This is a genomic window from Acinetobacter sp. YH12040, from assembly GCF_013420005.1.
In the GTDB taxonomy this organism is placed as follows: Bacteria; Pseudomonadota; Gammaproteobacteria; order Pseudomonadales; family Moraxellaceae; genus Acinetobacter; species Acinetobacter amyesii.
The window spans coordinates 1-24,539 of sequence record NZ_VOZB01000018.1; the positions used below are offsets into that span (position 1 = coordinate 1).

23 protein-coding genes and 2 pseudogenes are annotated in these 24,539 nt (G+C 36.9%); 10 read left to right on the forward strand and 15 right to left on the reverse strand.

Annotated elements, in window-relative coordinates:
• Positions 1–164: 164 nt before the first annotated feature.
• Positions 165–467 carry a hypothetical protein gene (locus FTT99_RS15355; protein ID WP_136144098.1) on the reverse strand — a complete coding sequence of 101 codons (303 nt, stop codon included), beginning with the start codon at positions 465–467 and terminating at the stop codon, positions 165–167.
• A gap of 210 nt (positions 468–677) precedes the next feature.
• On the opposite strand from FTT99_RS15355, the gene FTT99_RS15360 reads away from it, so the two are divergent.
• On the forward strand, positions 678–1,289 hold the full coding sequence (locus tag FTT99_RS15360; protein ID WP_015060246.1) for a recombinase family protein: 612 nt from the start codon (positions 678–680) through the stop codon (positions 1,287–1,289).
• A 189-nt stretch (positions 1,290–1,478) separates the two neighbouring features.
• Here the strand turns inward: FTT99_RS15360 and FTT99_RS15365 are convergent, their stop codons facing one another.
• Both FTT99_RS15365 and msr(E) read right to left on the reverse strand, forming a co-directional pair.
• The gene (locus FTT99_RS15365; RefSeq protein WP_000155092.1) at positions 1,479–2,363 is read right to left on the reverse strand and encodes an Mph(E) family macrolide 2'-phosphotransferase; all 885 of its coding nucleotides are present in this window, start codon (positions 2,361–2,363) and stop codon (positions 1,479–1,481) included.
• Between the two features lie 55 nt (positions 2,364–2,418).
• Positions 2,419–3,894 (reverse strand): ABC-F type ribosomal protection protein Msr(E), encoded by a 1,476-nt coding sequence (msr(E), locus tag FTT99_RS15370; RefSeq protein WP_000052512.1) that lies wholly within the window; start codon positions 3,892–3,894, stop codon positions 2,419–2,421.
• A 372-nt stretch (positions 3,895–4,266) separates the two neighbouring features.
• Between msr(E) and erm(B) the strand changes: the two genes are divergently transcribed.
• Both erm(B) and FTT99_RS15390 read left to right on the forward strand, forming a co-directional pair.
• Positions 4,267–5,019 (forward strand): 23S rRNA (adenine(2058)-N(6))-methyltransferase Erm(B), encoded by a 753-nt coding sequence (gene erm(B) / locus FTT99_RS15375; RefSeq protein WP_154320141.1) that lies wholly within the window; start codon positions 4,267–4,269, stop codon positions 5,017–5,019.
• Between the two features lie 561 nt (positions 5,020–5,580).
• Positions 5,581–6,656 (forward strand): IS3-like element ISAba20 family transposase gene (locus tag FTT99_RS15390; RefSeq protein WP_087514472.1). Its coding sequence is split into 2 segments (ribosomal slippage): positions 5,581–5,833 and positions 5,833–6,656, totalling 1,077 coding nucleotides; the frame shifts between segments, so codons are not numbered across the junction.
• A 28-nt stretch (positions 6,657–6,684) separates the two neighbouring features.
• Here the strand turns inward: FTT99_RS15390 and FTT99_RS15395 are convergent.
• From FTT99_RS15395 to FTT99_RS15405, 3 genes and pseudogenes are all read right to left on the reverse strand, one after another.
• The gene (locus tag FTT99_RS15395) at positions 6,685–7,155 is read right to left on the reverse strand and encodes an AraC family ligand binding domain-containing protein (RefSeq protein ID WP_020753607.1); all 471 of its coding nucleotides are present in this window, start codon (positions 7,153–7,155) and stop codon (positions 6,685–6,687) included.
• 173 nt (positions 7,156–7,328) lie between these two features.
• Positions 7,329–8,035 (reverse strand): annotated as a pseudogene (locus FTT99_RS15400) (IS1 family transposase).
• Positions 8,036–8,125: 90 nt separating this feature from the next.
• Positions 8,126–8,968 carry a carbapenem-hydrolyzing class D beta-lactamase OXA-58 gene (locus FTT99_RS15405; protein WP_002002480.1) on the reverse strand — a complete coding sequence of 281 codons (843 nt, stop codon included), beginning with the start codon at positions 8,966–8,968 and terminating at the stop codon, positions 8,126–8,128.
• Positions 8,969–9,048: 80 nt separating this feature from the next.
• Between FTT99_RS15405 and FTT99_RS15410 the strand changes: the two are divergent.
• The 3 genes and pseudogenes from FTT99_RS15410 to adeS all read left to right on the forward strand — a co-directional run.
• A pseudogene (locus FTT99_RS15410) lies at positions 9,049–9,417 on the forward strand (IS1-like element ISAba3 family transposase); the annotation flags it as partial.
• A gap of 245 nt (positions 9,418–9,662) precedes the next feature.
• Positions 9,663–10,391, forward strand: a complete 729-nt coding sequence (adeR, locus tag FTT99_RS15415; RefSeq protein ID WP_032073130.1) for an efflux system response regulator transcription factor AdeR — start codon at positions 9,663–9,665, stop codon at positions 10,389–10,391.
• A complete protein-coding gene (adeS, locus tag FTT99_RS15420; RefSeq protein ID WP_032073131.1) occupies positions 10,381–11,487 on the forward strand; it encodes a two-component sensor histidine kinase AdeS in 1,107 nt (368 codons plus the stop codon). The genes adeR and adeS overlap by 11 nt, the downstream gene beginning before the upstream one ends.
• Positions 11,488–11,590: 103 nt before the next feature.
• Here adeS and FTT99_RS15425 read toward each other — a convergent pair whose 3' ends face one another.
• The 3 genes from FTT99_RS15425 to FTT99_RS15435 form a co-directional block, all read right to left on the reverse strand.
• Complete coding sequence (locus FTT99_RS15425; protein ID WP_032073148.1) at positions 11,591–13,105, reverse strand: MFS transporter; 1,515 nt, start codon at positions 13,103–13,105, stop codon at positions 11,591–11,593.
• Between the two features lie 113 nt (positions 13,106–13,218).
• Entirely contained in the window at positions 13,219–16,323 is a 3,105-nt protein-coding gene (locus FTT99_RS15430; protein WP_270915313.1) for a multidrug efflux RND transporter permease subunit, read from the reverse strand.
• On the reverse strand, positions 16,320–17,483 hold the full coding sequence (locus FTT99_RS15435) for an efflux RND transporter periplasmic adaptor subunit (protein WP_032073150.1): 1,164 nt from the start codon (positions 17,481–17,483) through the stop codon (positions 16,320–16,322). The genes FTT99_RS15430 and FTT99_RS15435 overlap by 4 nt, the downstream gene beginning before the upstream one ends.
• 426 nt (positions 17,484–17,909) lie before the next feature.
• Here FTT99_RS15435 and FTT99_RS15440 point away from each other — a divergent pair, with 426 nt between their 5' ends.
• Positions 17,910–18,506, forward strand: coding sequence for a LysE family translocator (locus FTT99_RS15440; protein WP_074163998.1), 597 nt, complete (start codon positions 17,910–17,912; stop codon positions 18,504–18,506).
• A gap of 27 nt (positions 18,507–18,533) precedes the next feature.
• Here FTT99_RS15440 and FTT99_RS15445 read toward each other — a convergent pair whose 3' ends face one another.
• The 3 genes from FTT99_RS15445 to FTT99_RS15455 form a co-directional block, all read right to left on the reverse strand.
• Positions 18,534–19,352, reverse strand: a complete 819-nt coding sequence (locus FTT99_RS15445; protein ID WP_032073151.1) for an AraC family transcriptional regulator — start codon at positions 19,350–19,352, stop codon at positions 18,534–18,536.
• 130 nt (positions 19,353–19,482) lie between these two features.
• Complete coding sequence (locus FTT99_RS15450; protein ID WP_000985610.1) at positions 19,483–19,764, reverse strand: addiction module antidote protein; 282 nt, start codon at positions 19,762–19,764, stop codon at positions 19,483–19,485.
• Positions 19,765–20,067 carry a type II toxin-antitoxin system RelE/ParE family toxin gene (locus tag FTT99_RS15455; protein WP_154320144.1) on the reverse strand — a complete coding sequence of 101 codons (303 nt, stop codon included), beginning with the start codon at positions 20,065–20,067 and terminating at the stop codon, positions 19,765–19,767.
• A 249-nt stretch (positions 20,068–20,316) separates the two neighbouring features.
• Here FTT99_RS15455 and FTT99_RS15460 point away from each other — a divergent pair, with 249 nt between their 5' ends.
• Both FTT99_RS15460 and FTT99_RS15465 read left to right on the forward strand, forming a co-directional pair.
• Positions 20,317–20,526 carry a hypothetical protein gene (locus FTT99_RS15460; RefSeq protein WP_004976362.1) on the forward strand — a complete coding sequence of 70 codons (210 nt, stop codon included), beginning with the start codon at positions 20,317–20,319 and terminating at the stop codon, positions 20,524–20,526.
• Between the two features lie 249 nt (positions 20,527–20,775).
• Positions 20,776–22,230 (forward strand): SulP family inorganic anion transporter, encoded by a 1,455-nt coding sequence (locus FTT99_RS15465; protein WP_026438532.1) that lies wholly within the window; start codon positions 20,776–20,778, stop codon positions 22,228–22,230.
• A gap of 110 nt (positions 22,231–22,340) precedes the next feature.
• Here the strand turns inward: FTT99_RS15465 and FTT99_RS15470 are convergent, their stop codons facing one another.
• Entirely contained in the window at positions 22,341–22,631 is a 291-nt protein-coding gene (locus FTT99_RS15470) for an addiction module antidote protein (protein WP_004969304.1), read from the reverse strand.
• 1 nt (position 22,632) lies between these two features.
• A complete protein-coding gene (locus FTT99_RS15475; protein WP_004647749.1) occupies positions 22,633–22,929 on the reverse strand; it encodes a type II toxin-antitoxin system RelE/ParE family toxin in 297 nt (98 codons plus the stop codon).
• A 216-nt stretch (positions 22,930–23,145) separates the two neighbouring features.
• On the opposite strand from FTT99_RS15475, the gene FTT99_RS16555 reads away from it, so the two are divergent.
• Positions 23,146–23,271, forward strand: a complete 126-nt coding sequence (locus FTT99_RS16555) for a hypothetical protein (protein ID WP_004969301.1) — start codon at positions 23,146–23,148, stop codon at positions 23,269–23,271.
• A 93-nt stretch (positions 23,272–23,364) separates the two neighbouring features.
• On the opposite strand, the gene FTT99_RS15480 is transcribed toward FTT99_RS16555, so the two are convergent.
• A complete protein-coding gene (locus FTT99_RS15480; protein WP_004969299.1) occupies positions 23,365–24,447 on the reverse strand; it encodes a hypothetical protein in 1,083 nt (360 codons plus the stop codon).
• Between the last annotated feature and the right edge of the window lie 92 nt (positions 24,448–24,539).

Here is a 24,539-nt window from a genome sequence, read left to right on the forward strand (position 1 = left end):
TTAAGTTCTTTATCCGACATAGACACCAACATATCAAACCGTCCGCTAAGAAAATTGCAACAGCGCATATTCTAAAAGCGGACATTTTTACTTTGGAGAAACCGGACATTTCTATTTTGGAGTTACATATTCATCTCGTATAACAGCCATTATGTTAAATGGATTTAATTTTGCTTAGCCTTATATTCATTAAATGCTTGAAGCATTTCTTTTTTCTGTTCTTTGGAGGCATCTGTATATGAGTAAAATCTTTCATAATCTTTTCTAAATTGGCTACTTTCAATCCTTTTAGCTAAGCCATCAATAAAACCTTTTCCTTGAGTCTGATACTGCTGAATCGTTTGTTCATCTAAGCAGATAGTTTTCTCCCAAGAAATTGCACTCATATTTATAAGAACATTGAGATATATATTTTCGCTATCCTCATATAGTTCCCAAAAATAAGGTTCTATTTCTATAAGCTGCATTCTACTAGTATTCCTAAACTTTTAATTATTTCTAAAATTAACATAATACACGTTATACGAATTCCCAAGGCATGGCTTTTAGTTATGCTTTTTTTATCAAAAGAGTATACCTGAATGATAGCGAGCCAAATCGCATACAATATCTATCATTAGACTTAATGCAATAATTAAATGATAGTATTATCATTAATCTAATAGAATTAAGATTAAATGATAGAAATGAATACACGTATTTATCTACGAGCTTCAACTAAAGATCAAGATGCAGAAAGGGCTTTGCAGATTCTTCAGGATCTAAACCAAAACTTGAATTTGGGTGAAACCATTGTGTACGTGGAAAACTATAGTGGTACGAAGTTAGACCGACCTGAATTGAATAAGCTACTGTCAGAAGCAAATCAAGGTGACACATTGTTAGTTGAAAGTATTGACCGCTTATCACGCCTAACCCAACGAGATTTTCAAGAGCTGAAGCGCAGGATCCAGGAGAAGGGACTTCGTTTAGTCGTAGCAGATCTTCCTACTACCTACCAAATGATTCAAACCAGTGACAGCATTACTCATTCAATCTTGGAACTCATCAACAATATGTTGATTGATCTTCTGGCAACAATGGCCCGCCTAGACAATGAGAAACGTATAGAACGTATTAAGCAGGGCCTGGCACGTTCGGGTTACAAACCAACAGGCAAGAAGGCAAATGAGGCTAAACATAAACGAATAAAAGAATTGCTAGTAGTTGGCAATATGACTAAGGAAGAAATTGCCAAAGCAGTGAATTGTGGAGTTGCAACTGTCTATCGAGTTGCTAAAGTTATCTAAAAGAGGCTTATCTCAACGCGCCCCCAATGGGGCACCGCTGCATTCAGGTTACTTCACATAAGAAATTTTATGTTAAATGATTGTTAGAAATGCCCCTTGATCGAGGCATTTTCTATAAAGAATACTAAAAACTAATTAAAGCCAACCAAGTTTCAAAACAAGGCAGTTCTCAGCAATCATATTTTTAAATTATATAACTCCCAACTGAGCTTTTGCTCCAACGATAAGGCTTTCATTTTGAGTTTCTAAGGCAAATAAACCATACATCAAAGGAGAGGCCGCTGCTCTTTCTAAAGTCTGTTCATATAGTTTATTCCAAACTTTACCCCCTAGTTTTTCATACTCGATGATTAGAGTTTTGAGGCTTTCTTCTCCAAACAAAGTTACATGCCCAGCAAAATCAATCGCTGGGTCATCTATATGGGCTGTTGACCAATCAATAACGCCTGAAACAGCTCCATCCTTTGAAGCTAGTACATGCCCAGCATATAAATCGCCATGTATAAATTGGGTGAAATCTGCCCATAGAACATCATTATCCAACCATTTTCTGTAGCGGGTTTCCAATTGCTCACTTATACCAATTTCAGATTTTACTAACTGCAAATTGTTTGCTATTTCAGGTCTTAAATCTGAAGGTTTCATAATTTTCAAATCATTTTCCCGAACTTCTTTTTCAGGAATACTATGGATTTCAAATAAGGTTTTTGCCAAAGATGTTATGTATTTCGGGCTATCTTTGTCCATATTCCAAATTATTTCATAGGTTTCAGCATCCAAATTTAAAACAGGATTATCTTTAAGTATGGGATAAGCCACTAATTCTGTAGATGAAATTCTCCAATCAGGAACCTCTACAGAAAGATGTTTTTTTACCAATTCTAAAATGCGTTTTTCTTTCTTGATTTGTTCCCTCATGCCATCACGACGAGGAATACGCAGCAACCATTGTTGCCCCTTTGTATCAAGAGCAAAAACGACCTTAAAATCAATGCCCATTTCATTGAAATTCATTTTGTCCGTAAGCAACAAGCCGTGTGCTTCAGCAAGTGATTGAATATCTTGAATTGTCATTTTTAATTTCCTTTAAAGAGTTCAATAATTAATGTTCGGATTAGATTGGCTATCATTAACAATCTCTCTCAAAAGTCTTGATGATTTTGTGGTCTTTGATCTCGTAGATAATGTCAGCAATATTATCGACCAATTGCTTGTCATGAGATACGAAGATAATAGTTCCTGCATAGGACTTCATCATTGTTTCTAATGCGGCAATACTTTTTAGGTCAAGATAGTTTCCTGGTTCATCCATAAGCAAAATATTATATTTTCCTAAAAGCATTTTGGATAAAAGCAGTTTGATGATTTCACCTCCCGATAAGTCGGATAAGTTTTTTTGAATATCATTCGCTCCGATCCCCATTGAAGCCAATACTGCACGAATTTCCGCAACTGTGTACTCGCACTCTTCCTGCATAAAGGAGAGCACAGATTTATGCGTGTTAAATTTATATCCTGTTTGTGTAAAGTAGCCAATTTCAGCTTTTGGAGATATGGTTAATCCATCAGCACGTTCTGATATCATTTTTAACAAGGACGTTTTCCCTGTTCCATTCGATCCAGTTATAGCGACTTTAGCGCCAAGCGGTATTATAAAGTTAGCGTCATCAAAGATAGTACGGCTACCAAATTTTAAGCTCAGACCATCTGCCGTAATCGGGAACTTATTGTGCAGTTCTAGGGCTGAACTTTGACGAAAACGAATAGAACGCAAATGCTCTGGTGCTTGAATATCTTCTAATGCAGCCAAACGCTTTTCCATACTCTTAGCTGCCTGATACAGTTTTCTTTGCTTGGTGCCAGTCATTTTTGCATGCCCAAGTCGTCCAGCACTTTCGGTAGAGTTTTTGGATTTTTCTCCTTTTTTCTTATTGTCTAATCGATTAGCTTGCTGGCGTTTTTCTTGCACAGCAGATTCTAATCGCTCCCGTTCCTTCATCATCAGCTCATATTCTACGGCTTGGTGTTGTCGCTCTTCTTCTTTTTGACGCAAGTAATCCGAGTAACCACCCCAATATTCCGTAATTTTACCGTCTTTTAACTCCCATATCTTGTCTACAACCATATCAAGAAAATATCGGTCATGACTGATAACAAGTAATGCTCCATCAAATGCTTTAAGTTGACCAATAAGTAGATCTATTCCATTGAGATCAAGGTGGCTGGTTGGTTCATCCGCTAGAATGCCATGTACTTGTTGGGAAAATGCGGCAGCAATTTTTGCACGAGTTTCCTCTCCGCCACTCATTGTGTCGTTTTGTACATTGGAAACACCAAGGCGAGATAACATTGCCCGGTCTTCGACCGTTTCTATTTCGATTCCGCCCAGTTGGCTGATATGTGCAAAATCACCAAAACGCTGTAATGTCGCTTCGGCTAAAACAATTTCGCCATTAAGTACTTTGAGTAAACTACTCTTTCCTGCTCCGTTATCACCCACAAGACCAATACGGTCATAAGAGTGAATTTCCAATTCATCAATATCCAAAACATCACGCCCAGCATAATCCAAGCGTATGTTTCTCGCTTTAATAATTAAACTCATTTTTATTTACTCCTGTTTAGCTCTTGAAATTTTTTATGCAGCAAACAGGATTTAGGTGAAAACAAAAGCTAGCATCACAGTGTCCTCCCAAAAAAAAAGCTATTCATCCACAGGGTGGACAAATAGCTAGTCAATTAAGTTATAACTGGAAACTATGCACTAAAAGCATACTTATAAATTAAGCATACTTTTACTTTATATATCCGCATATATTCTTAAAGACACAACAAAAGCCCACCATTATAAAATAGTGTCACTATGCAAATAGTTGTGTCTTAACGAATGCGGATAGAATGCATAAACTTACCTAAAAAATAAAATTCAGTTTTATGATAACTTTACTGTTAAAAGAAGTCTAGACAACCTTGTTTTATGCTTGGATATAAGGCTTATTTTAATATAAAATATTCTCAAAACTTTTTAACGAGTGAAAAAGTACTCAACCAAATAATAAAACAATTGAATTTAAAAGAAACCGATACCGTTTACGAAATTGGAACAGGTAAAGGGCATTTAACGACGAAACTGGCTAAAATAAGTAAACAGGTAACGTCTATTGAATTAGACAGTCATCTATTCAACTTATCGTCAGAAAAATTAAAACTGAATACTCGTGTCACTTTAATTCACCAAGATATTCTACAGTTTCAATTCCCTAACAAACAGAGGTATAAAATTGTTGGGAATATTCCTTACCATTTAAGCACACAAATTATTAAAAAAGTGGTTTTTGAAAGCCATGCGTCTGACATCTATCTGATTGTTGAAGAAGGATTCTACAAGCGTACCTTGGATATTCACCGAACACTAGGGTTGCTCTTGCACACTCAAGTCTCGATTCAGCAATTGCTTAAGCTGCCAGCGGAATGCTTTCATCCTAAACCAAGAGTAAACAGTGTCTTAATAAAACTTACCCGCCATACCACAGATGTTCCAGATAAATATTGGAAGCTATATACGTACTTTGTTTCAAAATGGGTCAATCGAGAATATCGTCAACTGTTTACTAAAAATCAGTTTCATCAAGCAATGAAACACGCCAAAGTAAACAATTTAAGTACCGTTACTTATGAGCAAGTATTGTCTATTTTTAATAGTTATCTATTATTTAACGGGAGGAAATAATTCTATGAGTCGCTTTTGTAAATTTGGAAAGTTACACGTTACTAAAGGGAATGTAGATAAATTATTAGGTATACTACTGACAGCTTCCAAGGAGCTAAAGAGGTCCCTAGACTAGCAAGAAGTACACAAGAAGCCTTAAAGATTATAGAAAAGCTTTTCCATGAAATGCTTAACATTATTTAATGTTAACATGTGGCTTTGTGGTAACTACCACGAGTGGTAACTTGTAACATGAAAAAAGTTACAAGTTACAAGTGGTTTATTTACGAACATAAAGGCTAGGAAAGCACTTGATAAGTATATCAAGTGCTTTTTTTCCGTTCGATTTTACTATCCAAGATACCGCTTGACGTACCTAATATTTTAGTGTGCTAAGGGCTTTGCTTTTTCTGGTTATAGTTCGTTCAAAAAAGACCGCAAGGGTAAATGCACGATCATAGATCGCCCTTGCAGCTTTTTAATCTCTCCACTTTTTTATAACCAAGCAAACGGTAATCCTCCCTAAAAATAATTGAGTTTAAAAGTAGAAAATCGAATAACCTTGATTTAAGGAGATTTTCTATGAAAACATCTAAGTATTCAGACAGCTTGATCATGAGTATCTTGAAGCAAGCTGAAGCAGGAACACCCATACCGAACTTGTGCCGCGAACATGGTATGAGCTCTGCTACATTCTACAAGTGGAAGTCCAAATATGGCGGCATGGATCTTTCAATGATGACGCGGCTTAAAGAACTTGAGGCTGAAAATGCCCGTTTAAAACGCATGTATGCTGATGAGCGGCTAAAGTCAGACATCTTGCAAGATGCACTTTTAAAAAAGTTTTAAGGCCTGTTCAGCGAAAGTCACTTGCTCAGCAAGCTACTGAGCAATTTAAGATTTCAATCAGCATGGCCTGCTTAATTTTTAAAGTCAGTCAAACGTGTTATCGCTATAAAGCTCGTTTAGATGAAGAGAATCAACAGATTGCCGAATGGTTGATTCAATTAACCAATGATCATAAAACATGGGGCTTCAAGCTTTGTTTCCTGTATTTGCGTAATGTTAAAAAATACAAATGGAACCACAAACGTGTCTATCGCATTTATAAGGAGCTTGAGCTTAATTTAAGAATCAAGCCTAATAAGCGGATTAAACGAGAACAGCCAGAAACCCTTGCAGTACCGACAGCTAAGAATGAATCATGGTCAATGGACTTTATGCATGATCAACTCAGTGATGGACGTAGTTATCGAGTTCACAACGTGATTGATGACTATAATCGCGAGTCATTGGATATATTGATTGACTTTTCATTGCCAGCAGAACGTGTACTGAGAGGACTTGATCAGCTCATTGAATGGCGAGGCAAACCTAAACGCATTAGAACCGACAACGGCCCAGAGTATATAAGTGAGCTGATGGAAAAGTGGTGTGATCAGCATGGTATTGAGCATGTATTTACTCAACCAGGCAATCCACAGCAAAATGCATATGTTGAGCGATTTAATCGTACAGTACGTTATGAGTGTCTAAATCAATATTTATTTCGAGATCTGAGCGAGGTGCAGGACTATACAACTGACTGGCAGTACTTTTATAATCATGAACGACCTCATATGTCAGTAAATGGTTGTCCACCTATTTTTAAACAATAACAAGGCTTTAGATTTTCTACCCATTAATTCAATTAAAAATGGGGGTATTACCTAAGTTTTCTAATAAAAGATCTAAATACGTATCTTTCATCAATTGAGATTCATTGTTATTCAATATATTGTAGGTTGAAAGTATCAAATGTGAAAGTTGAGGATCAGAACGTAGGGTTGATTCGATAGCAAGTTCGATAGGCTCATTAAATATTCCTTCATAGCTTTTTTTTAACCATGCTGGATCTAAATGCATCATTTTATAAGTGAAGCCGAGAGGATCTGGTGCATTACCATCATGAACTTCTTCAGGTTCAAGCATGAAAGTTTGACCTTGATAGCTATCAATAATTTTTTTTCTACAATTGAATTGTTGATGTCCTAACTCTGTTACCCCTATAAGATAACTTGAGTGTAGATGAGGATCGTATGCAAAGCCTTTGAAGTGGGCATGAATTAGTTCTATACCTGTAGACTTATCCTGTGTGACATTGACCCAATTGCTCATATTTACTTAATTAGTCCTAATGGATTTAGCTTATCAAAAATTATCTAATGAAGAAATTCTAAAATTAACATAATACACCTTATACAAAATGCCCTTGTAAGCCCTTAATCAAGGGCATTTTTAGTCTCTACTTAACATAAAATTTTGGTGGTGCTTCAAAAAGTATGCTGCCTTTAAATGAAGCCATTATTGATGTAAAAGAAAAGAAGGCTAAATCAAAAGCTTTAAAATGGTTTTCAAGCTTTTTTGAAAAATTACAGCTTCTTCTGAAGCTACGCCTAATTCTATGCCTTATTTTGCAATTATTGCCTTCAATACCTACAGTAAAAAATTTACCAATACTTTGCTTACCATTTTTAAAAGCAGTGATGAAACTGTCCCAATGATCACTTGCAATTCGGGTGTAGTGAATATCTAATTGTTTAAGCTTTGTCTTCAATTGTTAGACTGTAGCTAAATCTCGTTTACCCCAAACATAAGCAACAATTTCACCTGTTTCTCGATGATAGGCGTAAATAAGCCATTGTTTATTCTTTTTATTTCCAACAAAATTCCAGAACTCATCTACTTCGAGAGATTCATAATGACTTTGCTGAGGCTGAATTTCATAGGTTGATTCAGTTAAAGTACGTAAAACTTTACCGATACTGATGCGCTCAACTTCAGCAATATCTCGTATACCGCTGCCTCTGACCATCAACTGTAATATTTTACGAGTAATACCTGACTTACATCCTAGATAGCTCAGTGCATGATCACCAATAAACTGACGTTTACAGTCTTTGCACTGATAGTTTTGTTTCCCATCTACTTTGATACCATTTTTCTTTATACTATCACTGAGGCAGGTTGGACATTTGATTGCTAGAGTTATTTGCATTTCTCTATTTTATCAAAATCCAATCGGCTTTTTCTTCAGCATACTTTTTGAAACACTACCAAAAATAGATTAACCTCAAACTTCTAATTCTTATAAATAATGAAAAACACCCAACTTATCTAGCACATCTAAAGACAATTGTTTACGTAGAGCAATATCATCACCAGCTTTCATTTGCATATTTAAAGCAAATGCCACCACTTGCCCATCTGCCTTTTCAACAAAACCCACATACCAACCCACTTGCGGGTCTACAGCCATTCCCCAGCCACTTTTAGCATATAGACGATTCTCCCCTCTGCGCTCTACATACAACATCTCTTTCACTTGTTGCTGAACTTCAGGTTTAAAAGGCAATTGCCCTTGGGCTAAATCATACACAAACTTTACTTCTTGTATAGGTGTAATTGTCAAAGGCCCTTTCAACCAAAATTGATCAACTTCCGTGCCTATTTGCATATTGCCATAACCAATACGTTGCAATTCACTTTGCATTAAGCTTGGACCAATACGACGTGCCAATTCTTGATATACAGGCACTGTAGATGCTTGCATGGCTTCGCCCAAAGTAAAATCTTTGTCCCATGCTTTAAAAAAACGTGGCTTTCCATCCCACTTAAATATTTCTGTAGATGTTGCTTTATGATTTTCTAAACCAATTAGTGCATTGGCAATTTTAAATGTAGATGCAGGAATATAAGCTGTTTTTGCTCGGTCTAAATGCGTGCCATATTTTTTAATATTTTGACCATCATATGTGACAAACACAGCATCAGCTGAGATTTCATTAAAAAGCGCTTGAACATTCTGATCGATGATTGAGTTATTCACTTGTGGAATTGTACTTGTTTTTGCTCGACTCATACTATGCTCAGCACAAGCCCCAATACTTATGCTTAAGCAAACTAAACTCAATATTTTTAATAATTTCATGATATACAACTTTAAAATTTGGTAGTGTTTCAAAAAGTATGCTGAAGAAAAAGCCGATTGGATTTTGATAAAATAGAGAAATGCAAATAACTCTAGCAATCAAATGTCCAACCTGCCTCAGTGATAGTATAAAGAAAAATGGTATCAAAGTAGATGGGAAACAAAACTATCAGTGCAAAGACTGTAAACGTCAGTTTATTGGTGATCATGCACTGAGCTATCTAGGATGTAAGTCAGGTATTACTCGTAAAATATTACAGTTGATGGTCAGAGGCAGCGGTATACGAGATATTGCTGAAGTTGAGCGCATCAGTATCGGTAAAGTTTTACGTACTTTAACTGAATCAACCTATGAAATTCAGCCTCAGCAAAGTCATTATGAATCTCTCGAAGTAGATGAGTTCTGGAATTTTGTTGGAAATAAAAAGAATAAACAATGGCTTATTTTTGTTCAAAAGTCATATTTTACCTCGGAGAAACCGGACATTTTTATTTTGGAGTTACATCTCTGTTTCGTATAACAGCCATTATGTTAAATGAATGATAATTGACATTTTGTTCATTAATACTGATATGCAACGAATTTTATTATATGTCACCCCTCAATTACAAATATAAATGACTGCTCGTCTAATCATCTCCATTACACAATTAAATGTTAAAATGCATAGCTACTTCATCTAAGATAAAATATATGTATCCAAATCTACAGCACAGCTTCGAAAACAGCGTCATTCTCGTTGTAGAAGATGATTATGATATTGGTGACATTCTTGAAAAATACATAAAAAATGAAAACATGCAGGTCATCCGTGCATTGGATGGACAACAAGCTTTAGAGTGCCTAAAAGCCAACTCTATCGACCTGATTCTCCTTGATATTAAATTACCCAAACTAAATGGCTGGGAAATTCTACAAATCATCCGTCAAACAAGTCATTTACCTGTCATTATGCTGACTGCCTTAGATGATCAAGTGAATAAGATCATGGGGCTAAAAATGGGTGCTGATGACTTTATTATTAAGCCATTTAACCCAAACGAAGTGATTGCACGAATACAAGCCGTACTTAGACGAAGTACAAGCCAAAATATGGAAATAACTAATATTATTCGTTATAGAAATATTGAAATTAATCCAGATCATCATCAAGTTTACATTTCAAATGGTCAAAGAAATCAGTTGCTCAACCTTACGTTAACTGAGTATAAGATACTGTTTTTGATGGCAAAAACACCGAATAAAGTCTTTACACGTAATGAATTGATCCAAAACTGTATGCCTGAAAGTGATGCTTTAGATCGCACTGTAGATAGCCATATCAGCAAATTACGCAAAAAACTTGAAGAAAATGATGTAAATGGCTTATTAATCAATGTCCGTGGCGTGGGGTATCGCTTAGATCAAAATCATGAAATTTAACTTTTTTAAAAATTCTGTTGGAATTAACTTCCAGTTTATTATCATGATGAGCCTATTCAATTTAGGCATTACGCTGTTATCTTTCATGATTGGCTATTTTGTTTATAGCTGGGCGATAAAAATAGGTTTTCTAAATACACAAGTTATTAATTCAAATGAATTTTCAGTTACCTCCGTTGACTTTATCTGGCTGTTTTTAGTGCTATTAACAGGCTTTTTTCTTTCTACTATCCTCGCCTTTAAATATGGAAAACGCTATACACAGCCAATTAGTGATTTAGCAGATGTTATTCAACAAATTCAACAAGGCAATTTAGCACTCAGAATTAAACAGCCACATCATGATATTCCACATGAAATCAAGTCTCTTATTGAGAACTTCAATGAAATGGCAAACCAACTTGAAGTATCAGTTAAGAATTCAACTGTTTGGAATGCTGCAATTGCACATGAATTACGAACACCTGTGACAATATTACAAGGTCGCTTGCAAGGTATTGTCGATGGTATATTTATTGCCGATAAAGCTTTACACCTAAGCTTATTGAACCAAGTCGAAGGCTTATCTTACCTTGTGGAAGATTTACGGACACTGACACTTATTGAAAATAAACAATTACGATTAGAACTAGAAAAGACCAATTTAAAAAATAGTATTGAAAAATGTCTGCAGATGTTTAATGAACGGTTTCATGTTAAAGGTTTAACTATTGTTTTAAATTTGACGGATAAATTGGTTTGCGTTGATATAAGAAGGATGGAACAGGTCTTTATTGCATTGTTCTCTAACTTTCTAAGATATTCGAATGCTGGAAAAATAAATATTACATCTGTAACCACAGCAGAACATTGGGTATTGACGTTTGAAGATGAAGGTCCTGGTATTGATGAATCGCATCTTAAACACCTGTTCAAACCCTTCTATCGACTGGAAGACTCTAGATCATGTCTAGATGGCGGTACTGGATTAGGCTTGGCAGTGATTGATGCAATTATTGAAGCACACCAAGGTCATATTTATTATTCTAAATCCAAAAACTTAGGTGGCAGCTGTTTTACTATTCAACTAAATCGTAAGACATCAACTCATTTATAATGTGTTAAGTTCAGATTAATACGGCTTAATTTAAACCATAAATTTAAGATAAATTGATGTCTGAACTTAACCATTCTGTTTGATGATCCTCAAATAAATTTCATCACAATGAATTCTCATCTCGATATTTAGCTAGCATAAAAAATACCACAATGGAGAGTATCCCGATGATAATCCCTGCTGTTAATAATAAATTAACATGAGCTGAACTGAAGGCAATTTTACCTGCGTTAATCAATGCTGTACCTTGTTCAACGGGTAACTGGCTCGCCACTAAATAGGTATCACCAATCGAAAGTCTGGCTTTTTCTGCTAAAACAGCAGTTAAATCTGACGGCACTTGAAGATGACTGCCAAATATATAGGCCATGAAAACACCAAATAAAGTAATACCTAGTCCTGTACCCAGTTCATAACCTGTACTTTCAAGTGAACCTGCCGCACCGCCCTTTTCTGCAGGTACTGAGCCCATGATCGCAATGGATGAAGCTGTTAAACCAATACTCAGTGTTAATCCAATCGAAGCTAAAATAAAGGGAACGATGATTCCCGGATGATGAAAATCTGAATAACTCAAACTGACCAACGCAATTGCTGCCAATATTAATGACATGGTCGCAACCAGACGGAGTCCAAATTTATTGGATAAAAAACCAGCAATAGGCCCGCCAATAGCGGCCGCAACCATAATCGGAACCATAAAAAGACCGGCTTGCAGCGGTGTTAAACGAATGACATATTGCAGCTCCATTGCCAAAGTTAACTCAACCCCTGCCAAAGCGCCTGCAGCAACCATTGCCATAATAATGCCGGCTAAAATAGCAGGACGTGAAAATAGCGAAAGATCTAGCATCGGCTGAGGAGAATTCAGCTGTTTGCGTACAAATATGGTTAATAAGCCGATAGATAAAACGACCAAAGGCAAGACAATCAACAACGACTGTTTACCGCCTAAGCCTGCTTTTAGTGCATATACAAACGAAATCAAACCGACAATCAGCAATAGCGCTTGACCAAATGCCCAATGTCCAGGGGTTATAGCTTCTTTTCGGGACAATAAGAAATAGCACATTGGTGCGACAACCAGCATGATTGGGACGTTAATCAGGAAAACTGAACCCCACCAGAAATATTCTAACAATCCCCCACCAATGAGCGGTCCAATGGCGGCACCGGCTGATCCGATTGTGCCCCAAATACCCAGCGCAATGGCACGTTCGCGACTGTCTTCGAAGGTTCTGCGAATAATACCCAATACACAGGGCATAATCATGGCACCGCCTAATGCTAATAAAGCACGTGCGGCAATCAGCATAGAAGCCGTTTGGGAAAATGCCGCAAGGACTGAGGCAATTCCAAATATAACCAAGCCAATCAGCAGAATCTTACGATTGCCGACACGATCAGCCAAAGTTCCCATCGGAACTAAAAGTCCAGCCATAAGTAATGGATAAATATCAATAATCCATAAGACTTGGTTACTTGTGGCACTCAGCGATTGGGTTAATGAGGGAACCGCAACATGCAGTACAGTCATATCAATCACAATCGGCAGAAATGCAAGCACGACAGCGAGCAATATCCACCAGCGTTTCGGATCAAGATTGGTAGCTTTCATGATTAAACCTATATTGATGGTTTATTAAATCAATTCTGAAATAAAGATGTAAATGAAAGATTTGTTGTGGGCTAAACTCGTTAACCCACAGCTTTTATTCTCAGTTTTGATGCTTAATGTGCCGCTTTACGTTTCGAGAATTTCTCAACCATGCTCATGACGACAATAAAGAAAATCGGTACAAAAATAACAGCTAGAATTGTTGCGCTGATCATGCCGCCAAAGACGCCTGTACCAATCGCTTTTTGAGTTTCAGAACTAGCGCCACTGGCAATGACTAAAGGAATAACGCCACAGGTAAATGCCAAAGATGTCATTAGGATTGGACGTAAGCGCAATTTAGCGGCTGCAACGGTTGCCTCCACTAAACCCATTCCTTCTTCTCTTAGTGCTTTTGCAAACTCAACAATCAAAATAGCATTCTTTGCAGATAGACCAATAATCGTGATCATGCCGACCTTAAAGAAAATATCATTTGGCATACCACGTAACATTACTGCTAAAAAGGCGCCAATCAACCCTAGAGGGACAACTAGCATCACAGAGAATGGAATTGACCAGCTTTCATAAAGCGCTGCCAAGACAAGGAAAACGACTAACATCGACAACAGTAATAAAAACAAGGTTTGTGATTCCGACTGTTTTTCTTCTAGAGAAATCCCAGTCCACTCATAACCCACACCTTTCGGAAGTTGTTCAATCAAATTTTCCATCTCAGTCATGGCTTGTCCTGAAGATATACCTGCTGCTGGACTGCCAGAAATACTCAATGATGGACGACCGTTGTAACGATTGTATTGTTGTGGGGAATGTTGCCAAATTGGAGTAATTATTTCAGACATTGAAACCAATTTACCGCTTTGACTGTTCACCTTAATCTGAAGAATATCTTCAATACTCATGCGTGATTTGGCATCAAGTTGCACAATGACTTGCTGCATACGGTCATGATTTGGAAAATCATTGATATACATCGAACCCATTGAGGTTGAAATAATATCGGTCACATCACTGAAATTAACACCTAATGCCTGCAATTTATCTCTATCAATTTTAAGCTGTACAGAACTGCCATCTGGCAAACCTTCAGGATAGACCTCCGCCACGATTTTACTTTGTGCTGCTAATGCTAAAAGCTGATCTTGTGCTTCTCTTAAAGCAGGCATGCCAATATTGCCACGATCTAATAATCTCAGTGAAAAACCAGATGAGTTACCCAATTCATCAATTGCTGGTGGTAACACAGACATGGTTTGACCTTCTGAACTTTCAGCCATCGCTATATTGGCATTATTCACGACTTCTTGTGCCGTAATAGTACGCTCTTCGAATGGCAATAGATTGGTAAAATACATCGCTGTATTCTGACCAGATCCACTAAAACCAAAACCTAAGACCGCCATATTGTCTTTAATCCCCGTTTCTTGGTCTAAATAATTTTGAAACTCAGCAACGACTTTACGGGTACGTTCTTGAGTTGCATCCGCAGGAAGTTGAATCGAAGTCATAAACCACCCCTGATCTTCTTCTGGCATAAACGCAGTCGGAACGTGTTTAAAACTAAAAATCAGCACAATGACAATGCCTAAGAAACATAACATTGCGAGGGTTTTATGTTTAATTACTTTAAATAAACTGCGTTCATAGCGATTGTTCAGCTTCTCAAAACTGCGATCAAACGATGCAAAAACACCCTTTTTCTGATGGTCTTGATCAATCGGTTTTAACATCGTTGCACATAACGCAGGGGTTAATGTCAGTGCAAGGAAAGCTGAGAATAAAATTGAAACCGACATGGTAATGGTGAACTGACGATAGATAATCCCCACTGAGCCTGACGCCAATGCCATCGGCAAGAATACAGCGGCTAACACTAAGGTGATGCCAATAATCGGATTGGTAATTTCCTTCATGGCTTTAGATGTGGCTTCAACTGGAGATAAGCCTTCTGTCGCCATAATGCGTTCAACATTCTCAATGACCACAATCGCATCATCGACAATAATCCCGATCGCAAGCACCATACCGAACATGGTCAGCACATTAATCGAAAAACCAGCAAGCAGCATGACTGAGAATGTGCCAAGCAATGCAATCGGTGCAACAATCGCCGGAATTAAGGTGTATCGAACATTGTGTAAAAAGATAAACATGACAATAAAAACTAATGCCATAGCTTCAAGCAATGTCATGATTACTTTTTCAATCGAGATTTTTACAAAAGGTGCAGTGTCGTAAGGTATAGAGAATTTCATACCATCAGGCAGTGCTGAACCTAACTGTTCAATTTTCGCTTTAACACCTTCTGCAGTCTTGACAGCGTTGGCACCAGGACTCATTTGTATCGCCACAGCTGTAGAGGCTTTGCCATTTTCTAAAATCGCAAAGTTATACATCTGTGCCCCGATTTCGACACGAGCGACATCCGACAGTCGAACATTGGCGCCATTTTGTTGAGCACGTAAACTAATTTTCTTGAATTGCTCTACAGTTTCTAATTGACCTTGAGCAGTTAAAGGAATAGTAATTTGTTGCCCCGTCAAAGCAGGAACATCACCAATACGACCTGGTGATATCGGCAAGTTTTGGTTTTGGATGGCTGTATTCACATCTTGAATACTCAATCCATAAGAAACCAAACGATCTGGATCGACCCAAATCCGCATGGCTTTTTCAGCACCAAAATTTTGGACTTTACCAACACCGTCAACCCGCTTTAATTCTTCAATCACATAGCGAGTCATATAGTCACTGACATCAATTTCACTATATTTGCCATTCGGTGAACTTAAGCCCACCATCATTAAAAAACCAGACGACGCAGCATCGACCATCAGCCCTTGTTGTCGCACTGTTTGAGGTAAGCGTGACTCAATGGCTTTAATTTTGTTTTGCACATCAATTTGTGCAAGTTCTACATCTGTACCTGGTTTAAATGTTGCGGTGATTGTTGCTGTTCCAGAACTATCTGAACTTGAACTGTAATAAAGTAAGTTTTTGACACCTGACATTTCCCGCTCAATCAAGGTCACAACACTATCATTCAATGTTTTTGGCGTAGCACCTGGATAGATTGCCGTAATACTAATCTGTGGTGGCGCAACACTTGGGAATCGTGCAATAGGTAACTTGGGGATGCTTAGTACACCCAACAGAATAATAAATAAAGCAATCACCCATGCAAAAATAGGACGCCTAATGAAAAATTGGGACATTATTGCTGTCCTCCATTTTCCTTAATATTTGTAGGTTGCCACTGCTTAATTTTTAATTTTTGCTCAGGCTGTATACGATCAGCCCCTTCAACAATGACTTTCTCACCTGCTTGTAACCCTTGTTTGATCACATAGTTATTTTGATAACGTTGACCAAGCTGAACAGGCTTGCTTTGCGCTAAACCTTTTTGATTAACAATCGTAACATTGGCTTTACCACTAATATCATGTTGAATCGCTTGTTCTGGAACTAGGAGCGCATTTTCAACTTGAGCTCGGCTCATATTGACTCGAACATACATGCCTGGCAAAAGTTTTTGATTTTCATTATTGGCTAAAATACGGATTGTGACATCACCCGTATCAGGATCAACTTTAGTATCCGAAAATAGGATTTCACCTGTAACGTTATAAGGTTTACCCTGACTATTTAGGATTTCAACCGTATGTTTGGTATTTGACACGTCACCTTGCTGTAAAGCTTCCTGTAGTTTTTCATAATCACTAATTGATTGCTTTACATCAACATAGACTTTATTAATCTGTTGTATTACGGCCATTGCATTAGTATCACCTTGACCAACTAATGCACCCTCAGTCACTAAGATTTCACCAATCGTTCCCGAGATAGGGGCTGTAACAGTCGCATATTTAAGATTAAGTTGTTGTCTGCTTAACATGGCTTGCATTTGCGCCACATCGGCTTTTGCTTTTTGATAATCTGCTTCGGTATTGTTGTATTCCTGCTGACTAACCGCATTTACTTTTACTAATTCAGTGTAGCGTTTTAACAGCACCTGCAAACGTGTCACCTCAGCTTGTGCACGGTTTAAAGTGGCTTGATTGCTTTTTACATCTGCCTGAAATATTTCAGAATTCAATTTAAAAAGCGGTTGACCTGCTTGCACATAAGAGCCTTGCTTAAAAAGTACTTTATCAACAATTCCACCTACTTGCGGGCGAATTTCAGCAATACGGTAAGCGACAACACGGCCTGGAAGATTTTCAATTAAATTCATGGAATGCGGTAATACCGTGATGGTACTGACAACCGCTGGTGGCATTTCTGTTGGGGACTGTTCAGCATCTTTGGCTTGTGTACAGCCGATTAAAAGTACAGTTGTAATAAGTATTGAACCTATTAAATGATAATGTGTTGACATGCTTTTTCAGAGGGGGGGTTTTAGATACTACTATTTTGAAATAGCAGTGTTTATGAATTGCTGATGTTGTGTGGAGATTGTGTGGAGATTGTGTGGAGAGATTAAAAGATTTATTTTTTAATGACACGCTTAAACAGCGTGGCTTGTAAATTAGTATAAATAATTTTGTTGTTCTACAATTTTGATCGTATCTTAGTTTTTTCTCATAGTTCATGAACTTTAAAATTCTAAACCAAGACTAATATTTATATAAGCAATTGAAAATACAATACATAGTTTCTTTATACACTTATGAAGTGAACTTTAGGTGAACATAAGTTAAATAGAAATTTTTAATTAGTTCAGCACAAACGTACAATCTTTAAGGCCTATAACTCGATACCGTTCTCTCTTTGATGTTTATTGCTATCTAATTGAGTGAACTCTGTGGAAATATTTCTTTATACATTAAGCGTTATGTATAGCCCAGGCCCTGTAAATTTTATGGGGCTAAATTCTGGCCTTACAGGTCAATTAAAAAAGACTATAGGATTTTACCTAGGCATTGGTTTCGCCATGTTGATCTTATTCGTATTGTTTGGCTATATAGGTGAAGCTGTTATTCCACATGGATTGATTCATTATATTGCTTTAGCGGGTGCAATTTATACATTCTACTTGGCTATAAAAATGATTAGGGCGAATGTAGAAACAACTCAACAGCAAGAAAGCCATCTAACATTCTTAAATGGCTTATTTATTCAGTTATTAAATCCAAAAGCCATTCTCGTCATTCTACCTGTTACGACAATTATGTACCCTGCAGCCAAAATCACAGGAATCATGATCTTGATAGTTTCTTTACTGATTTCACTTGGTGCTGTTGGCGCACCATTCACCTATGCTCTGGTTGGAAAAGTATTAGGCAACAAAATTGCTAATCCTATCTGGTTTAATCGGCTAAATAAGCTGATGGGTATACTCTTGATTTTATCAGGGCTTTTTATGTTCAAAGATTTTCTTAATGGAATAAATCTGCTGTAGGACAAATTAGCCGTTCAAATCGAACGGCTATCTTTTAATATTTATCATTTTCCATTGAGTGGGAGTTAAACCAAATGTTTTTATAAAATGTCTGGTCATATGACTCTGATCAAAAAAGCCTGCATTTAAAGCAGCATTAACAATAGACTCCCCTTGAGCAAGGTAGAACTTAACTGTTTCTAAGCGACGCATGATCATATAACGGTGTGGGCTAGTTCCAAATAATAATCGGAAATCACGAGAAAGGCTCCAGCGGTCACGATCAGCATGTTTCTCTAAATCTGACAAACTTAAGTTTTCATGTGGATACGCCAAAATACACTCACGCGCTCTCTCTGCTGCCTTGTAGTCAAATTTTTTGTTTTGGTTAGATGAAGTATCTGAAATTTCACACAGTGTAGTTGCCAAATCAAATAGAGCATCTTCCTCTTCTAGGGTATCCATATAATTATTTATATTATTTAGAAAGCTATCCATTGCCCTAAACAGGCGAATATCATTACTTAAGCCATGTCTGATAAAAGGCAAAGGTTTACCCTTTAAAATGGTTTGGATCATCGCTGGTTCGATGTAAATCATTCTATAGCGATAGCCATCTAATGTTCCTGATTCACCATCATGCTTTTCATCCGGGTGTAGAACCATAGTCATGCCTGGCAAGCTATGTTGCAATGTACCTTTGTAATGAAAGTTTTGAACTCCGGAAAGAGTCCTGCCAATAGCATAAGTATCATGTCGGTGAGGTTTATAAGCATAATTGGAAAGAAATGCTTCAATTCTTTCTAATTTATGATTTTGAGTGGGGGATCTCACAATCCAATTATTTCCACTGGAGAAATCAGGCATAATTGATGGCCAATTTTTCGTAGATTCTATTGTAGATTATTTTTCACTTTTCCTAAAATTAACATAATACACGTTATACGAAGTTGAAATGAAAAATGGAGCTTAAAGCTCCCTTTTTTACTAGTTTTTTTTAAATTGCTAAGCGTAAATTCAGTGCTTTTACGACTTTAATAACAGTATCAAAGCTTGGATTTACATCGCCAGAAAGTGCTTTATAAAGACTTTCTCGACCTAAACCAGTGTCTCTTGATAATTGAGCCATTCCTTTAGCTTTAGCAATATTACCTAAAGCTTTTGCAATGAATGCCGCATCACCATTAGATTCATCGATACAGGCTTGTAGGTAAGCTTGCATATCTTCTTCTGTTTTAAGATGTTCAGCACTGTCCCATTTGCGAAGTTTGATAGCCATTTACAGCTCCTCCTCTAAATCTTGTGCTAATTGTAGGGCAAGTTTTATATCTTTACTTTGCGTAGACTTGTCTCCGCCTGCTAAAAGAATAACGACCCTTTGCCCTTGCTTACAGTAATAGATCCTGTAGCCAGGTCCAAAGAAGAAACGTAATTCAGAAACACCTTCACCTACTGGTTCAGTATCTCCAAAGTTTCCATCTTCAACCCGATCAATTCGGACTTGTATACGTCTTTTTGCCTGCAGGTCTTTTAACTTAGTAAACCAGTCATCAAAGACTTCAGTGGTATATATTGAGTACATAAGAGTAATGTATCCTATAGGATACATTCATGCAAGAAATAAACTTGAATGTATGGGGCTACAACAGAATTTCGTATAACCACCATTATGTTAAATAGATAGCAGTTGGGAGATTATTTATTCTTTCAATAGACAAAAACTTGCGGAATTTTTCTTAATTTGTAATCCTTGCGGCCAAGGGTGTCTAGCGTAGCTAAGACAGGTATTCGTTATAGTCGGGCCGCTATAATACGGATGACGAGTGCCTGTATGTTTAACCTAAATATCTTTAACAAGATCTCTAGCGAAGTATTGACCATCAAAAATGATCTTGAGCTGAATTCTGAAAATCAACTGATAACTAAGTATAAGACTTCTACTTCTGAAGATTATAAACAGGCTATTGTTTTGATTTTTAAAGAACGTGGCTATACACGTTTGGAAATAGGTCAATTACTTGGGGAGCCAAAAGCTTCATAAAATACCGATTAAACAAAGCTTGGATATAACATCCAGGCTTTATAAAAAAGTACCTAGCTGTTACCCTTGTCCTGATTTTTTTACTCTAAAACGTTCTTTCATCTTATGACACTTACGCCACCTTAAGTTTATTTATCGTCTTAAATCTGTAAATAACTCATCACTGTCTAGTGATGTGGTGTAGTCGTTTGTGTGTTGTATATATCACATCACTAGCCTATCTGAAAAATTAAAAAACAGGCTATGTTTATGTTATCTAATGTCCGAGAACAGTGGTTCTCTAACATCCGTGGGGATGTACTTGCCGGATTAGTCGTCGGTCTTGCACTCATCCCTGAAGCCATCGCATTTTCAATTATTGCAGGTGTAGATCCTAAAGTTGGTCTATACGCATCCTTCTGTATTGCCGTCGTGATTTCTTTCGTAGGTGGTCGTCCTGCCATGATTTCAGCAGCCACTGGTGCAATGGCGCTGCTTATGGTCACATTGGTCAAAGAGCATGGGCTTGAATATCTGCTGGCAGCAACAATTTTGACAGGCGTGATTCAAATATTGGCAGGCTATTTAAAGCTCGCCAAGTTAATGCGGTTTGTATCTAAATCTGTGGTTATTGGATTCGTAAATGCGTTAGCGATCTTAATTTTCATGGCTCAATTGCCTGAACTGATTAATGTGACCTGGCATGTATATGCTTTTGTTGCTTTAGGTTTAGCAATTATTTATCTATTCCCTCTGGTTCCCAAATTAGGAAAATTACTCCCTTCTCCACTAGTCTGCATCATTGCAATCACATTATTGGCAATCGCTTTAGGAATTGATGTACGGACCGTGGGCGATATGGGGTCTTTACCTGACACACTTCCAATGTTCTTGATTCCAGATATTCCTTTGAATATTGAAACATTGATGATTATTTTGCCTTATTCAGTCGCACTGGCGGCTGTAGGTTTACTTGAATCGATGATGACAGCAACTATCGTGGATGAAATGACTGATACGCCAAGTGATAAATATCAGGAATGTAAGGGACAAGGGATTGCGAATATTGCTTCTGGCTTTATGGGTGGCATGGCCGGTTGTGCAATGATTGGTCAATCTATGATTAACGTAAAATCAGGTGGCCTTACACGCTTATCAACATTCTCTGCGGGCATTTTTCTTCTTATTCTGGTTGTATTTATCAGCGACTGGCTCAAAGTGATTCCAATGGCTGCATTGGTAGCGGTAATGATAATGGTCTCTATCAGTACCTTTGAATGGAGTTCTGTCACTCAGTTAAAAGATAATCCTAAGAGTAGTAATATCGTCATGATTGCGACGGTGATTGTAGTTGTTGCTACGCATAACCTGGCTTTGGGTGTGTTAACAGGCGTATTACTTTCAGCCTTGTTCCTGGCGAATAAACTTGAAAATGATATCCAGGTGACAGCATCTTTTGAAGGAATGGCCCGTTTATATGAGTTGAGAGGTCAGATCTTCTTTAGTTCTTCTGAAAAATTCATGCAAGGTTTTGACTTTAAAGAGGATGTAAAGGAGGTGATTATTGATTTGACCCATTCTCACATTTGGGATGTAACATCAGTCGCCATGCTTGATTCTGTTGTAAATAAATTTCAAAAGAATGGTGCGAATGTCACAGTACGTGGTCTAAATGAAGCCAGTTCGATCATGATTGATAAGTATGGGACACATGCCAGAATTTAAGTTTTAAAAATTCTATATTTATATAGAATTTCTAAAATTAACATAATACACCTTATACGAATCTAAAAATGGGAGCCTTTAGCTCCCATTTTTACTATATTTTTAAAGTTTTAAGCGTGTTGTACTGTGAGTTTTAAGCCTAAAGCATTTACTACACGATTAATCGTATCAAAACGTGGTGCTGAATCCTGACGTAGGGCTTTGTAGAGTGCTTCACGCCCAATCCCTGCTTCTTTAGCGATTTGAGTCATGCCACGAGCTTTAGCAATAACACCAAGTGCATGGGCTAATTCAGCTGGATCATTTTCTTCAAGAACCATATTGAGATACATCACAATGTCTTCTTCAGTTTTGAGCGACTCAGCCATATCAAAACTTGGTAAATCAGCGACTTTAACCATTTTAATCCTCCAATGTTTTCGATAGTTTGACTGCCCGATCGATGTCTTGTTGTTGAGTTGATTTATCTCCACCACCAAGCATTACAATCACAACGTCACCATGTTGGATGTAATACATCCTCCATCCAGAACCGAAGAATTCTCTCATTTCCCAAACGCCATCTTGGAGAGGTTTAATGTCTCCCCAGTTTCCACGTTGAACCTTATCTAATCGACGATTCAGGCGGATACGGGTCATATTGTCTTTAATGCCATCCAACCATTCATCAAATTCTGGAAGACGTTTAATTTCAATCATGAGGATTCCTTATCTTCTCACTATATTGTATTCGATCGAATACAATATGCAAGTAATTTATACGAACATCCATTAATTTCGTATAACACCATTATGTTAAATACATAATTTTTTTGGTTAAAATTTAAACTTTTTTACTGTTTTTCAGGCAAGATGCATATTTTTTTGAAGCCATACTTTCCTTGTCAGATGTTCAAACATTTTAAGGAGAAAGCAATGACACAAACAGCGAATGATCAACGTGCTACAGTAAAAAATCCTAATAATATTCAACATGCGCAGAATCAGGACAACCGTAGCCGACAATTGAATCCTAATCATAAACCTACGAAATCTAAATAAGGATGAAAACTATGAGCACAGCAGGTTGGCCTAGTACTACTGGAAATCCATCAGGTGGTGGCCGAGACAATAATCCACCTCGTAAATAAAAATTTATTTATCTTGTAATATCAATTCAGAAGGCCAAAGATATTGGCCTTCTGAAGGATATTTCTTCAGGAAGGCTTCCCATATCACGATAAAATCTTCTGATGTAGCTAACGTAGAAACGCTGGCTGTTTTTTGAAAATGTTTATAATAAAAGTCTTGCCAAAAATATATTAACCATAGGCCAGCTATGGCATTAATACTTTCAAACCACTTATCTTCTGGAAGTTCATTTTTCAGGAATAAATAATTCTCTTCTGAGACTTGTTCATAAATTTCATCATTTTTAAACTCACCATAAGGTAGACCTAGGAACTCATAGACTTCATTCAAGTAGCATAGTCTTCTGTTTTCTCTAACTTTTTTAATTAGTTGTATAAATTCTTTAATTTGTTCATCTTCGAGAGAAGGATCTAACCATTGCTCAAAACCATTAGTTGGAGGAATAGTCTTCAGAATCTCGACTTTATGTCCTTTTGTTGCTTCAAACTTTGCATTTATCTTTAAGATAAATAAAAGAAAATCTGTAAAAGTTTTTGATGGGAAGTATGGTCGTTTATTTTTAAACTTAAACTTTAATGCTTGGTTTAGTGAGATTGATTGGAATCCCCACTTCTTAGAAATTAAATGATCTAAGTGAATTAAAATTAGCAGTATATTGACGCCAGAATTTCTAAGCATCTCATGACTAATAATATTCTTTAAATCACCGTTAAAGCTAAAGTTATTTACCAGAAAATCATGTAGTTTGCAGACATCTTCATATAAAAAATTATTTTTTTCTAATTCTGAAAATAGCTTTATATGCTCATTCCAATAAAAAAAATCGTTATTCTTAATTGGATATAGTTCTAAGATTTTTAAGCAGTATGCAAAATTATAGTTTTCTTCATCTACAGCTAAAGAAGTTGCTGAATTAAGTACGAAAAACCCCATTTCTGAAGCAAATTCGGATTTAATTTTAACTTTAGCTATTTCATCATTTTTAAATGGAACATTAGTATATTTTTTCTCAATTTTACCTAGTTTCTTAGCCAGGTTTTTATCCATATTTTTCAATATTAAACAGTAGAATTCTAAAGGATTCATGGATGCCCTAATTTTTTAAAAAATCTAAAATTAACATAATACACCTTATACGAAATGCGTTTGTAACTCCAAAATAGAAATGTCCGGTTTCT